The following is a 12,106-nucleotide window of genomic DNA, read 5'->3' as shown; positions in this document are numbered from 1 at the left end:
TGGTTCAGCTTTCGGGGGCGGAGACAATGGCAAAGGCTGTCGTGGGACAGGGTGTGCGACCGGTACGGGGTCGGCCGACTCGGAAAAGCGAATGAGGTATCGCGCCGCGTCCAGGCATGGCCTGGACGGCACGCACCGTGACCTCGTGAGACAGCGCAATATCGGCCTGCTGAAATCCGTCGCGGCGCACGAGCACGGAGCCCCCGCCAAAGAGCTGGCCCGCGAGACGGGTCTGCCGCTCCCCACCGCCTATCACCTGCTGCGCGCCCTGGTGCACGAGGGATATCTGCGCCGTGAAAACGGGCTGTTCTTCCTTGACGAGGCGTTCCTCCTCGTGGCACGTACCGATGGCGAACTCGGCCATGAGTCCCGCGATCGGTTCCTCGCGCACCTCGCCATCTGCGCCACGTGCACGGCCGATGCCGATGCTCAACGGCACCTGAAGCTGCTCTCCGAAACAGCGGGGCCGACCCCTCCGGCGGCGACCCCTCCGGCGGCGACCCCACCGGCGGAGTCATTGCCGGTCCCGCTTCAAGAACCAACGGGTCCGTCCAGTGGACCGGACGACCACCATGCCGAAGGCCCGCATCAGCAGGTGGGGGATGCCCATGGCGAAACTGACCGTTCTGATCCCCTCCCCGCTGAACTCGCGGCCCAGGCCATATCGGCATTCGGCAAGGGCGCGGGCACGGTTTTCGAGGGCCTTGACCAGTTGTTCCGGGCTCTCGGTCCGCCGATTGATGACCACCAGGAACTGGACCGGACACAGCGGAGCGGCGAAGGCGGGCGACGGTGAGGGAGCAACGGGAGACCGCCGCATCGCTGGGCGGACTGGAAGTCGCGCGCGCCTGGGCCGACGTACCGGTAGATCACCTCGAAGTGGCGCTCAAGGCCCTTGAACCGCAGTTGATGCGTGACCACGAGTACCGCATGGCCCAGCAACAGATCGAGCATGAACTTGAGCTGAAAGCGATAGAAGTGGGAGAGAATCGAGCAAAACAAGCACACGCTCTGTATCTGGCCGGCCTTGCAGCGGGCTTCATCATCACTGTGGGCATGCTTGCCGGAGCGGTGATTGTTGGCAGCAACGATCAGCCGTGGATCGCCGCGATGCTGTCCGGTCCGAGTGTCCTCGCACTTGCCACCGTCTTCGTGCTTCGGCGCAATGACGCTGCGCAGACTCTCGCGGTGGCGCGCAGCCAACGTGTGACCGTTGACGCGATGGCACAGACACCACCCACCACTCCCGGGGCCACCCCGGAGGCCGGCATCGTCTGACCTTCATCCGTCCATCAGGGCGGTGATGTAGGCATCCAGCCGCTCCTCCACGGCTCGCGTCGTCAGCTCGGTCCTCCCTGCCTCCCGCCATGGCTGCGCCACCCATCGCACTTCTTCCGAGAACGCCAGTCCGTCCCGCACCTGCCAGTACAGCCGCTCGCTCGCGGTCGCTGCCAGGACCCCGCCGGCATCCTCGTACGCCTCAGCGAACCGCAGGCCCCACGCCGGGCCGTGCAGCAGCGCGAGGTTGGTGGAGCAGTGCGCCACATCGAGGTCCGCCGGGCCCCAGGAGGTCACTGCCCAGTCGACGACACCGGTGATCCGGGGACCTGTCGGGCCCGGGGGCGGGACGTCGAACAGCACGTTGCCGGGGTGGAAGTCCCGGTGCAGGAATCGCCCTTCGTAGGGCGGCGCGGGCCTGCGGATCACGTCGGTCGCCGCGGCCCATGTCGCCGCGTCGGCGCCCTTCGGAGTCACGACGGAGTCGGCTGTCGACAGCGCCACGTACCCCCGGGGCCGCTCGGCGGGACGCACCGCGTGGATCGCCACGAGTTGACGGGCCAGCAGAGGGACGCGCGACTCCAATCCCTCGTCGTCGAGGACCGTCCGGCCCGCCAGATGTGTCATCAGGAGCGACGGATATTCGCAATGCGCGGCGGTCGGATCAACCGCGACCAGTCCGGGAGCCGGTACGTCGGTCCCCGTGAGCAGGGTCAGGGCGCCGGACTCCCTGGCCAGCCAGTCCTCGGCGTGCTCCACGCCGACGAAGGTCCGCAGCACCAGGTCACGGGTGCCTCCGTCCCGCCTGCCGATGGTGAGCCTCCGCATTTCGGCGGTGATGCCGCCGTGCAGCGCTTCGGTTCCGACGACCCGTTCACCGGCCTTCAGGTGCCGGTCGACCCAAGCCAATGCCAGCGGCCGGACAGCCGCGGCCTCATGGTGATCCGTCACCGTGCCACCTCATCATCCGGACGGCGGCACACGCAAAAGCTTTCCCTTGAAAGCGATGGCAGCCCTGCTCCATTCCGCGGCCCGGCTCAACGGCACGCTCGTAGCTGCCGCGAACACCGTTCAGGAACTCGCAAGGAGCCGTGGCCGCAGCCGGGAAGGGCGAGGCCGGGCCTGGGCGTATGCTGAGCACGGCAGGTTGCGCCTGCCCGCTCCGAGTCATGGTGGCCCACGTCCACCGTGACGGCGAAGACAAGGTTCTCCGAATCGCGCAGCAGCGTTCCGCCAGGTCATCCAGTATCCGCGGCGGGGCGGGCGTGGGTCGTCCCGCGAGATGGAGCTCACGATGACCACGAACCGTCGCCGCAAGGCTGAGATTCACGCCTACCAGGAAGCCACCGGGATCGCGTATCTGGTGGCCCGCCGACAGATCGCTGCCCTTGCCGAGGTGATGGAGCAGCATCCGCGGCTCAACTCCTTCGGCATCGGCGTCTTCAACCCCAGGCGCAAGACGGCCGAGCAGCGCCGCACCGACCTCGCCGCCGGCCGCGAGAAGTTGGCCGGAGCCGTGGCCGTGGTGGCGGAGACGGCCGCGTGGCTGCGCGAGAACATCAGGCCGATCAAAACTCCTACGGTCAGCAGCTACACCGTGAAGCACGTGATGGAGCGGACAACCGGCAACTACGTCACCAACGGTGAGCTCATCGCCGCCGCTCTCATCGTCGGCTACACCTTCAGGTACGAGGAGCCGAACGTCCTGTTCGGCATGAGCGCCCGGGACCTGAAGCTGATGAACTGAGCACCCCGGCCGTGATCCCGACGGCCGTCTGAACGGGCCTTACACAGGCTTCGCCCTCCGCGTCGGCTTCGTCGTGTGCCATCACGTTCCGAAGCCGACGCGGAGACACGTCGCAAGCCGGCACCTCCGCCATGACTCCCACGGCTCGTGGCGGCCGGGTCAGTAGCCCGCTCTTCCCCTGTCCCCAGCACACGCTCGCAGCGTGCGGTCAGTGGTGTGATGGCTTCATGCGACGTGAGAACTGTGTGACCAGGAACCACATAGAGGTCTGGCACGAACGTGCCCTGCCAACAGCTCCAGAAAGGGTCACACTCGGGACGGTGGTGCGCGGCTCTCTCCTGCCGCTCCTGGCCTGGGCCGGCATCGCATGCTTCGTGTGCTTCGTCTACGACCCGGTCGCGGCGATGGTCCTCGGCGGGCTCCTCGCGTTGTCGTTCCTCGTGGGATTCGGGCTCCGTCGCAGGGCGAGGCACTCTGTCCGCTGCAGCCTCTACGGCGCGATGGGCGGAGTGCTCGACAAGTCCATGGCCGGATTCTGAGACGTTGCGGCGGAGGCGGCCCGTCGTTGAAACGCCACCGCCTGCCCGGCCGGACTCCACGTCGCGGCCTTCCTCACCTGGTCAGCACGACGATCCGGGAAAAACGGCCTCCCGGTACGCGTCGCGATACCTGCGCAGCCGGGGGGTGCGTACGGCGGGCAGCCCGACCAGGGTGTCCTCGAAGGCGTCGTGATGGGGCGTCAGCGGACGCCAGGGGCGGGGCGGCAGGGGGTAGTCGTCGCGCAGGACACCGTCCGGGAGCACTCCGGTCGCGGGCATCGGCGCGGTCTCGCCGGGGTGGGCGAGGTACGCCCAGACTCCGCTGTCCAGCGGCACCACAGCCCCCTCGTCGACCGGCGGACGCCAAGGCTCACCCGTGAGGGGGTGGCGGGGGACGAGGAGGATGTCGGGGCGTGGCCGGGGCAGGCGGATCCCCGGGCCGGCCAGTCCCACGGAGCGGGCACCCGGCCCTGCGGGGAGACACCGGTCGACGGCGTGGCCGAGCAGCTCGGCGACAGGGCCGGCGGGGAGGGTCACCGGGCTTCCCCCGGTGGTCGCGGCGAGGTGGGCCAGCGCGACCCCGACCGCCGCCTCCCAGCGGCGGCTCCATGACCCGTCGGTCTCCACGGGTGGGACGCGATGCTCAGCGTGTTCCAGATCGTCCCAGTCGGGAGGCGGCCCGGCCGGGAGCAGCCCCGAAGGGCGGCGTACGACCGCGTCGGGCTCCAGCCACACCGTCTGCCACAGTCCGCAGTCGTCCATGCGGGTCGCCACGGCCCGGCCGCACCCCTCGCACGCCAGGTTGGGTCCGGCCCGGCCGTCCACACCCCGGCAGTAGCCCTCGCACTTCCCGGGGATCAGGGCCATGGACCGGGAGTCGCCGGGGGCGATGACGATCCTGTTCCGCGCGCCGAAGGAGACGGAGTACACCGGCGCGTACACGCCCTGCCGGGCAGCCGTGTCCTCTCCGACCTCCTCCCACAATCGCCAGGGCGGTCCGGTGGGCCGGGGGTCAACGGCGTACGTCGCGGGCTCCATCAGCGGAGGGTGGAGCTGCTCCCACCCCCCGTGGTGGGTGTGGACGGGAAGGGCGACCCGGGACACCGGCGCCGTCAGCTCCGCGCCGCACCCGGCACACACGAACACATCCAACAAGCTCTCCCTCGGACCGGTTCCCGGGGATTGTGCCTCGCCCCGCGGCGGAGGATCCACCAGATTTCGGAACGGTGCCGGGTCGGCCGGCCCCGGGGTACGAGCCTTGCTCCAGTGCGAGGAGTTCCGACTCCTGCGGGGGCCACGTGCCTACGGGGTACCGTCCCCGGTCCGGCCGGACCGGATGACGACGCTTCCGCGAGGGGAGGCGGTCCGCGCACGTCGCCTACCGCACGGCGACGTGATCCCCGGTCGACGACTTCGCCCCGGAGGTGGAGTTCCCGTAGTACGTCCACCGCCACGTCCCCGGCCCGGTGGCCTTCACCGTGGTCCTGAGCGCCCCCGTACTACTCGACGTCGCCTTCTTGACCGTCTTGTACGAGGAGGCGCCCGCCGCCTTGAACTGCAGGCTCACCGTGCGGTCCGCGTACCCCTGGTACGTGTGGGTGTCCCAGTTCGCCCGTGTGACCCGCCCGGTCACGGTGATCGTCCTCCCCTTCGCGACCGGTTCCGGCGAGGCGTTGACAGTGACGCGCTTGGCCCGCTTGACCTGCAACGGGAGGTTCTCGTCATCCATGTCGTAGGCATCCCCGGCGAGATGGACCTGAGCAGCGGTCTTCCAGGTCCCGGCGTCCTCGTTCCCGAAGCCGGTGTGCCGCGGGTCGATGTACAGCCATTCCTCGAAGTCGCAGATTCCTTTCGCCTTGTCCACGACCTTGCAGTCGCTGCCGACGATGGCGATGTGGATCGTGTCGCTCCTGTCGAGCTTTGGTCTTCCCCATCTTCGAACCCGCCCGTTCCTTGCAGCCTGGACCGAGCGCGTTGGCGCGCCGGCCGGAGGTTCAACCTCGTGGCTGACTGTGGGGCAGGGGAGGGCCTCACGCGGTTGTACACGGTGCGGCAACGATTCGATCACCACGGCATCGCCCTTACGTCGTCGCGTAACGGGACGACGAGACCGATCAGGTCATCCATGAGCTTCTGTGCTGCCAGGTCCGTGAGCGGGCCCGGAGGCTGGAGCACCCGACCTTGGTGGTGCTGGACACGCAGGCGTTCACGCGGCTGCTGGGGTTCCTGCCCCACGACCGGTCCGGACCCGGCGAAACGGGCGCCGGGCGCCGGGCGCCGCAAGCGGGGCCTGGCTGTGGACATGGTGGGCCTGGTCATCGCCGTCGCCGTCCTCGCTGCGAACCGTATCCTCGCTGTTTCCAACGAGGTCATCGGTTCCGCCGGCCCCGCGGTGTGGCACGGGTCACCGGAACCCTTCGGCTCGGCCGGAGAGGTAGGTGATGTGAGATGTGATGAACAGGGAGATCGGGAGCGGATGCGCGCACGGATCAGGGCGGGCGACCGCGAGGCTTTCGCCGCGCTCTACGAGGAATACGCGCGGGCGGTCTACAACCACGCCTATCGGCTGTCGGGCGACTGGTCGACCGCCGAGGAGGTGCTGTCCGAGACCTTCCTGGCGGCCTGGCGTACGCGTCACGCCGTCGAGCCGGAGGGTGACTCACTGCGTCCGTGGCTGCTCGGGATCGCTACCAACAAAGCACGCAACGCCAACCGCGGTACAGGGCGGCGCCTGGCCTTCCTGGCCCGCCACCCCGCCCCGGAACCGGTGGCGGACATCGCGGATGCCACGGTCGGACGCATCGACGACGCACGGCGGCTCGCCGCGGTCCGGCAGGCACTGGGCGGACTCCGCCGCAAGGAACGCGAGGTGCTGGTCCTCTGCGTCTGGTCCGGGCTGGACTACGCCGAGGCCGCCAAGGCCCTGGGCATCCCGGTGGGCACCGTACGGTCGCGGCTGTCCCGTGCCCGTACCCGGCTGCGCCGGCTCACCGATGGGGAACTCGGCCGGACACCGGAGGGGGCCGCGCGGGAAGCACGGCTCGGAGAAGCGGTCCGATCCGGCCGGGAACCCCGCCCCGGCCGCGGAGAGGTAGAGAGCAGGGCCGCGTTCGTGGCCCTGCCCATCCAGGAGGAAGCCCGATGAACGACCGTACCTCCGGCTCCGAGCTGCCCGAACGCGAGGAACTGGCCCGGCTGCTACCGGCCCCGGCCGAACGGGACCTGCCCCCGGGCCGTCATCTCCACCACAAGGACACCCTGATGCGTCTGATCGACCAGGACGGCGACCGCGCCCCCGCCCGCCCCCGCCCCCGCCTCCTGCGCCCCGCCGTCCTGCTGCCCGCCGCCGGGCTGGCCCTGGGCGGAGTGCTGCTGACCACGCTCGCCGTGACCGGCCAGGACCGCGCTCCGGCACCGTCAGCCGCGGGCACGGGTTCCCACGCCGCGGCCCCTCGTGGCGCGGCCGTGCTGCTCGACCGGATCGCCTCGGTCGCCGAGAAGAGTGACGAACGGACGGTCACCGGCCACCAGTTCGTGTACGTCAAGACACTGCAGACCGAGAACGACGGCGTTCTCGGTGGCCCGGCGAAACTGACCGAACCCCGCGAGCGTGAGGTCTGGATGTCACAGAAGGCGGGACCGGTCATCGACGTCGGCCTGATCCACGAGGACGGCTCGTACTTCCCGATCAAGGTCGGGGTCCCGGACGGCCGGCCCGCCGTCGGCAACCCGGCGGGCCTCGACCGGCCGACCTACACGTGGCTGGCCTCGCTGCCCACCGACCCCGACGCCCTGCTCCGGCGGCTCACCACAGAGATCACCCGGGACCAGGACTCGCGCGACACCCCGGCCGAGGACCGGGACCAGGCTCAGGACGCCTTCGACACCATCGGTGAACTGCTGCGGGAGACGGTGATGCCACCGAGGACCGCGGCCGCCCTCTACAAGGCCGCGGCGAAGATCCCCGGCGTGACCGAGGACTCCGACGCGACGGACGCGGCCGGCCGGCACGGGATCGGCGTGGCCCGCGACAACACCCGGACCGGTGCACGCACCGCCTGGATCTTCGACTCGACCACCCTGGAGTACCTGGGCGAACGGAGCTACCTCATCAGGGACACCTCCATGGGCAAGAAGGGCACGCTGATCCATGTGTCGGCGGTCTTGGAGCGCGCGGTGGTCGACGCCCTCCGCGAGGAGCCGTCGACGACGACCTGATCCCGACAGGAAGCTGCCGGGGCGCGTGGCCACGCGCCCTGGCACCGGCCGCAACCGCCCTCTCAGAACGTGTCCCGTCGGCGGTGGCGCGCTGGAACCATGACGCCTGGCCGCCGGTCGCCGACTACCCGGCAGCGCTCTCCACCTCCAGGGAGACATCCCCGGCGGGCGCCGCCCGGTCATGGAAAGAGCCGGAGTGCCGGCGGATACGGACCGGCTTCGGCCTGAACCGCACGCCATGGGAGTCGACATGGACGAGGCGAACCGCCCCTGGTTTCGCGGAAGTCCGGAGATCCTGTTCAGACGGACTCTGCGAGAACCGGGGCCGATGGAGCCGAACGCGGCATAGAGTTCGGTGCGTTGGGTGGGAGACTCCGCTCGCCGTCGAGGAGGTTGCGTGAGCAGCACGGTCCCTGCTCCACAGGGTGATCACAGACCGACGGTCACCGCGTTCGACTCACAGAGTTCGGAGTACGAAAAAGCGTTCAGGATGTTCCTCGCCCACACCGAGGGCAAGGACTCCGGCAGCGCCCATCTGGCGTCCACGGTCGCCGCCCTGCCACGCCGCGGCATGTTCATCGACGCGGGCGCCGGGGCCGGCCGTGCCACCGCCGCGCTGGCGGGCTCCTTCGAGCGCGTCACCGCCATCGAACCGAGCCCCCACCTCAGGCACCGGCTGGTCCGTGCCTGCCCGCAAGCACGCGTCCTGGCCGACTCCATCGCGACCGCGGTTCCGGAGGAGACGGCCGACCTGGTGCTGTGCGAGCACGTCCTCTACCACGTGGACACCGGCCAGTGGCTGCCCACCCTGGAGCGCCTGGCTTCCTGGACCGCCCCGGGCGGCCGGACCGTCGTCGTGCTGCAGAATCCCGATGGCGATTGCATGCGCATGCTCCGGCACTTCACCGGACACCGCTACGACTTGCGCAGCCTCATCGCACCGTTCACCGCCAGCGACATCCACCGCGAGTGGCGCCTCACCCTCACCACGGTCGCCGCGACCGTCGAGGCCCCCGACCTGGACACCGCGCTCACCATCGCCCAGTTCCTCCTGAACGACGCGCCCATGCCCACGCCGCCGCCCCGCCTCGACGACCTGGCCGGCTATCTCCAGGACCACCACCGGACCCCCGACGGCGGATACCGCCTCACCTGCCCCCAGGACTACCTGCACATGGAACGCGCCACATGACGAGCACCGCGTTCCCTTCCACCGAGCCGCCCTCCCCATGACGAACCGCCCGGCCCGGCGGTCGGCGGAGGAAGTCGACGTGGTCGACCAGGCCGTCGCGGACCCGGTAGGCGACCAGTACGCGGAGGGGGGCGTCCGTGATGCGGTGGGCGATCTCGTGGTCCACCACCCGGTCGCCCTCGGTGAGTCGGCCGACGCTCTCGGCCCGGCAGAGCGCGTCGGACCTCTCCGGGCCGGTGCAGTACGCCCTCCCGTCTTCGTCGAACCTCCCTCGCCTCTGCCGTACGACGTCTCAGACCCTTCGTGGGCTTGAGCCCCCCGATGCCGCCCGGCCCGGCCCGCTCCAGGACCGGTACTTCACCTGTTGGTGTCGTTGGTGTCGTGGGTGTCGGTCGGGGCCCTTGGGGTCGCCGGGGGTGAGGATGGTGTCCACAGGGCCGCGCGGCGGCTTTCGACGCGCTGGGAGCACGTGTGGTGGATGACCAGAGGCAGTACGAGCAGACGTACAGGGAGCTGCTGGCGGTCGTGGCGCGTCTGGATGCCCTGCGGCGGGGCGAGGGGCGCGACCTGGACCCGATGGCGACCGCGGCGATGCATGCCGCCAGCCACGCGGCCTGGACCCTGTGGCGCGCCATGGGGCGGGAGGTGACGGCTCCGCTGTTCGGCGACAGGGGTGATGAGTTTCTGGATCTGGCCAGGGTGTGGGCCAGTAGGAACCCCGCGGACCCGGCGATGGTTCCGGCTCCGGCTCCGTCTCCGGAGTCCCTGGCCTCGTCTCCTGAGTGTCCGGTGTAGCGCTCGACGGTGCGGTGGAGCATCGCCCGAGGGCCTCTGGTTCTCGGGGGGTTGCGCGCCTTTGCCCGGCGGCCGTGTTCGGATGCCGGTCCCGGGCGGCCACCGCGTGCCCCGCATGCCCGCGCAGACGCACGCGGGGTGTTGAGGACGAGGGCCAGGAGCGCGATGTCGTCCGGGCCGGGGAGCCGGCCGAAGTGGGGACGGCCCGGCAGGGCAGGGGAGAGTGACGGTCCGTACGACGCATTCCCTTGACCATGTTGCGGTCAAGGGAATGCGCCGTGTCTTGCGGTATGTGCCGTACGGGTCAAGTGGGTGCGCGGCGCGGCGGGTGCCTTACGTGGCGGTGCCGGGCCGGCGTTTCACTCCTAGCCGAAGATGGCCTGGAACGTTCCCTTGTTCCACGCGCGTCCGGTCTCGCTGTTCGAGAAGTAGACCGGGCCGACGCGGTCGATGACACCGGCGAAGGTCGTGTCGCTGGTCTGCTCGGCGCCCTGAGAACCGGTGGCGTTCACGAGCCCGCCGCCGTCGTTGGCCAGAGCGGCGCCGGCGCCGCCGAGCAGGATGCCGGCGACGAGGACGGACGTGGTCAGAGCTGAGCGCATACGCATGACTACTCCCATGGGTCTTTGGAAGGGCGCGACGCGAAGCGGTCGCGTCCGGCCGTTCAACGCCGTGGAGGGTTCACGGGGAACGGTGTGTCACTCCAAAGGGCTTGCGCGGGCGCCCGGGTGGCTCTTCGCGACGGGTCCGGTGCTGACGGGGCGAGGGGTGGGCACCGGGTGATGGGTGGGCACGGGGTGATTGACGCCCGGTGCCCGGTCGGTTCCGGCCCGCCCGGTGACCGGGCGGTTTCCGTACGGGTACGTGTGACCGTGTGCTCCGTACGCCTGCCGTGGGGCCAGGACCGGACGCCCGACGGGTGGCATGCCCCGTACCAGTGCTGCGAGGTCGACTCAGTATCTGGCTGCCGCTGAATCCTCGGGCCGGCGCCGTGAGTTGGTCCTACGCCGTTCGGTGCCTCGTGCTGCCCGGCGGGCGGCGGCCGGAAGGGCGAGCGCCGCGCCGGCGAAGAGGGCTGCGAGGGCCGCCCATCCAGCTGTGCCGTGAGGAAGGACGAATGTGGTCAGCAGGGCCGGGCCGAGTGCCTGACTGACAGAGATTCCGGTCTGGTAGATGCCCTGGTAGGTGCCGTGGGCGTGGTCGGGGGCCAGGTCGTAGGAGAGGGTCCAGCTGCCGGCTTGCGAGGCGACCTCGCCCAGGGTGAGCAGGACTACGGCGGCCAGGAGGACCGCGGCGGCGATGGCCGCTGAGCGGTGGGCGGCACAGGCGGCGGCAAGGCACGCGGCTGCGACGAGGAGGCCACCGCGGCGAAAGGCGCGCGCCGCCCGGGCCGGGCCGGTGATGCCGCGGGCGGCACGGACCTGCAGGGCGACGACCAGGGCGGTGTTGGTGACCAGGAGCCAGCCGACCATGAGGTGGGGCGCGTTCGTGTAGGTGAGGAGCCACAGGGGCAGGCCCACTTCGAGGACGACGTAGAGCGTGTTGACGACCGCGTTGAGCGCGGTGACAGCGAGGTAGGGCAGATCCCGAAGCAGGTGGGACGCGCGCGGCCCGGACAGGGCGGCGGCCCGTGCCGCCCCGGCCTGCGCGGCCGGGGGCCGGGCTGCGGTGGAGATCCGGCGGAGCGGGATCAGCGCGAGGAGGAACGCGGCGGCGCTCACGCAGATGGCCCCTCGGTAGGCCGCGTCGCTGTCGAAGGTGAGGACGACCGATCCGAGGGCGGCGCCCGCCCCGATCCCCACGTTGTTGACCGCCCGCAGCAGGGCCAGGGCGCGGGTGCGCAGGCCGGGGTGGAGGGCGTGGGCGTACAGGGTTCCGCGCGCGGTGGCGTTGGCACGGCTGCCGGCCGTGGCCAGGCACGCCAGCGCGAGGAAGACCGGGAAGGAGCCGGCGACGGCGTACAGGGCGATCGCGGCTCCTTGCAGGAGGTGCAGAACGGTCAGGACGGACTTGGCGTTCCAGCGGTCGCACGCGCGGCCGGCGGGGAGGGAGGCGAGGATCCCGCACAATCCCGCGACGGTCAGTGCCGGCCCGACCCGCGAGGCGGAATAGCCCAGGGCCTGGGTGAACCACAAGGTGCTGATCGTCAGGAAGAGGCCATTGCCGACGGCGTTGACCGACAGCAGCGCCGCGAGCCCTCGCACGGTCGGATCGCCGATCAGCCGCGCGGTCGAGGCGACAGCGGGCGGGGCGGCAGTGGGCGGGGCAGCAGTGGGCGGGGCGGTGGTGGGCGTATTCATGTGCTTCAGCACAGCTTCGTGCCGGTACGAGCGGAAT

General features: G+C 70.5%; 12 protein-coding genes and 3 pseudogenes. 9 read left to right on the top strand and 6 right to left on the bottom strand.

Annotated features, from left to right (window positions below):
* Positions 1-145 precede the first annotated feature (145 nt).
* On the top strand, positions 146-796 hold the full coding sequence (locus OG251_RS43795; RefSeq protein ID WP_326682879.1) for a helix-turn-helix domain-containing protein: 651 nt from the start codon (positions 146-148) through the stop codon (positions 794-796).
* On the top strand, positions 793-1,278 hold the full coding sequence (locus OG251_RS43790; protein WP_326682878.1) for a hypothetical protein: 486 nt from the start codon (positions 793-795) through the stop codon (positions 1,276-1,278). The genes OG251_RS43795 and OG251_RS43790 overlap by 4 nt, the downstream gene beginning before the upstream one ends.
* Positions 1,279-1,281: 3 nt before the next feature.
* Here OG251_RS43790 and OG251_RS43785 read toward each other — a convergent pair whose 3' ends face one another.
* The gene (locus tag OG251_RS43785) at positions 1,282-2,229 is read right to left on the bottom strand and encodes a phosphotransferase family protein (protein ID WP_326682877.1); all 948 of its coding nucleotides are present in this window, start codon (positions 2,227-2,229) and stop codon (positions 1,282-1,284) included.
* A 343-nt stretch (positions 2,230-2,572) separates the two neighbouring features.
* On the opposite strand from OG251_RS43785, the gene OG251_RS43780 reads away from it, so the two are divergent.
* Both OG251_RS43780 and OG251_RS43775 read left to right on the top strand, forming a co-directional pair.
* A complete protein-coding gene (locus OG251_RS43780) occupies positions 2,573-3,025 on the top strand; it encodes a hypothetical protein (RefSeq protein WP_326682876.1) in 453 nt (150 codons plus the stop codon).
* A gap of 320 nt (positions 3,026-3,345) precedes the next feature.
* Complete coding sequence (locus OG251_RS43775) at positions 3,346-3,564, top strand: hypothetical protein (RefSeq protein ID WP_326682875.1); 219 nt, start codon at positions 3,346-3,348, stop codon at positions 3,562-3,564.
* Between the two features lie 81 nt (positions 3,565-3,645).
* Here OG251_RS43775 and OG251_RS43770 read toward each other — a convergent pair whose 3' ends face one another.
* Complete coding sequence (locus OG251_RS43770) at positions 3,646-4,716, bottom strand: hypothetical protein (protein WP_326682874.1); 1,071 nt, start codon at positions 4,714-4,716, stop codon at positions 3,646-3,648.
* A gap of 226 nt (positions 4,717-4,942) precedes the next feature.
* Positions 4,943-5,452: pseudogene (locus OG251_RS43765) on the bottom strand (hypothetical protein); the annotation flags it as partial.
* Between the two features lie 209 nt (positions 5,453-5,661).
* On the opposite strand from OG251_RS43765, the pseudogene OG251_RS43760 reads away from it, so the two are divergent.
* The 4 genes and pseudogenes from OG251_RS43760 to OG251_RS43745 all read left to right on the top strand — a co-directional run.
* A pseudogene (locus OG251_RS43760) lies at positions 5,662-5,908 on the top strand (IS5/IS1182 family transposase); the annotation flags it as partial.
* A 132-nt stretch (positions 5,909-6,040) separates the two neighbouring features.
* Positions 6,041-6,709 carry an RNA polymerase sigma factor gene (locus OG251_RS43755; RefSeq protein ID WP_326682873.1) on the top strand — a complete coding sequence of 223 codons (669 nt, stop codon included), beginning with the start codon at positions 6,041-6,043 and terminating at the stop codon, positions 6,707-6,709.
* Positions 6,706-7,782, top strand: coding sequence for a CU044_5270 family protein (locus tag OG251_RS43750; RefSeq protein ID WP_326682872.1), 1,077 nt, complete (start codon positions 6,706-6,708; stop codon positions 7,780-7,782). The genes OG251_RS43755 and OG251_RS43750 overlap by 4 nt, the downstream gene beginning before the upstream one ends.
* A 397-nt stretch (positions 7,783-8,179) precedes the next feature.
* Positions 8,180-8,974: a class I SAM-dependent methyltransferase gene (locus OG251_RS43745; protein ID WP_326682871.1), complete on the top strand. Its 795-nt coding sequence runs from the start codon at positions 8,180-8,182 to the stop codon at positions 8,972-8,974.
* Between the two features lie 70 nt (positions 8,975-9,044).
* Here the strand turns inward: OG251_RS43745 and OG251_RS45175 are convergent.
* A pseudogene (locus tag OG251_RS45175) lies at positions 9,045-9,197 on the bottom strand (nuclear transport factor 2 family protein); the annotation flags it as partial.
* 248 nt (positions 9,198-9,445) lie between these two features.
* Between OG251_RS45175 and OG251_RS43740 the strand changes: the two are divergent.
* Positions 9,446-9,769, top strand: a complete 324-nt coding sequence (locus OG251_RS43740; RefSeq protein WP_326682870.1) for a hypothetical protein — start codon at positions 9,446-9,448, stop codon at positions 9,767-9,769.
* Positions 9,770-10,134: 365 nt separating this feature from the next.
* Here the strand turns inward: OG251_RS43740 and OG251_RS43735 are convergent, their stop codons facing one another.
* Positions 10,135-10,377: a hypothetical protein gene (locus OG251_RS43735; RefSeq protein ID WP_198953342.1), complete on the bottom strand. Its 243-nt coding sequence runs from the start codon at positions 10,375-10,377 to the stop codon at positions 10,135-10,137.
* Between the two features lie 345 nt (positions 10,378-10,722).
* The gene (locus OG251_RS43730; RefSeq protein WP_326682869.1) at positions 10,723-12,069 is read right to left on the bottom strand and encodes an MFS transporter; all 1,347 of its coding nucleotides are present in this window, start codon (positions 12,067-12,069) and stop codon (positions 10,723-10,725) included.
* Positions 12,070-12,106 lie beyond the last annotated feature (37 nt).

The sequence above is a fragment of the Streptomyces sp. NBC_01237 genome, from assembly GCF_035917275.1.
Classification (GTDB): Bacteria; Actinomycetota; Actinomycetes; order Streptomycetales; family Streptomycetaceae; genus Streptomyces.
This window is presented reverse-complemented; position numbering and strand designations above follow the sequence as displayed.

What these genes read in the sequence shown, in the direction of transcription:
- OG251_RS43780 (WP_326682876.1), top strand. Translation starts at nt 2,573, where the DNA reads ATGACCACGAACCGTCGCCGCAAGGCTGAGATTCACGCCTACCAGGAA.
- OG251_RS43755 (WP_326682873.1), top strand. Translation starts at nt 6,041, where the DNA reads ATGCGCGCACGGATCAGGGCGGGCGACCGCGAGGCTTTCGCCGCGCTC.
- OG251_RS43750 (WP_326682872.1), top strand. Translation starts at nt 6,706, where the DNA reads ATGAACGACCGTACCTCCGGCTCCGAGCTGCCCGAACGCGAGGAACTG.
- OG251_RS43735 (WP_198953342.1), bottom strand. Translation starts at nt 10,377, where the DNA reads ATGCGTATGCGCTCAGCTCTGACCACGTCCGTCCTCGTCGCCGGCATC.
- OG251_RS43730 (WP_326682869.1), bottom strand. Translation starts at nt 12,069, where the DNA reads ATGAATACGCCCACCACCGCCCCGCCCACTGCTGCCCCGCCCACTGCC.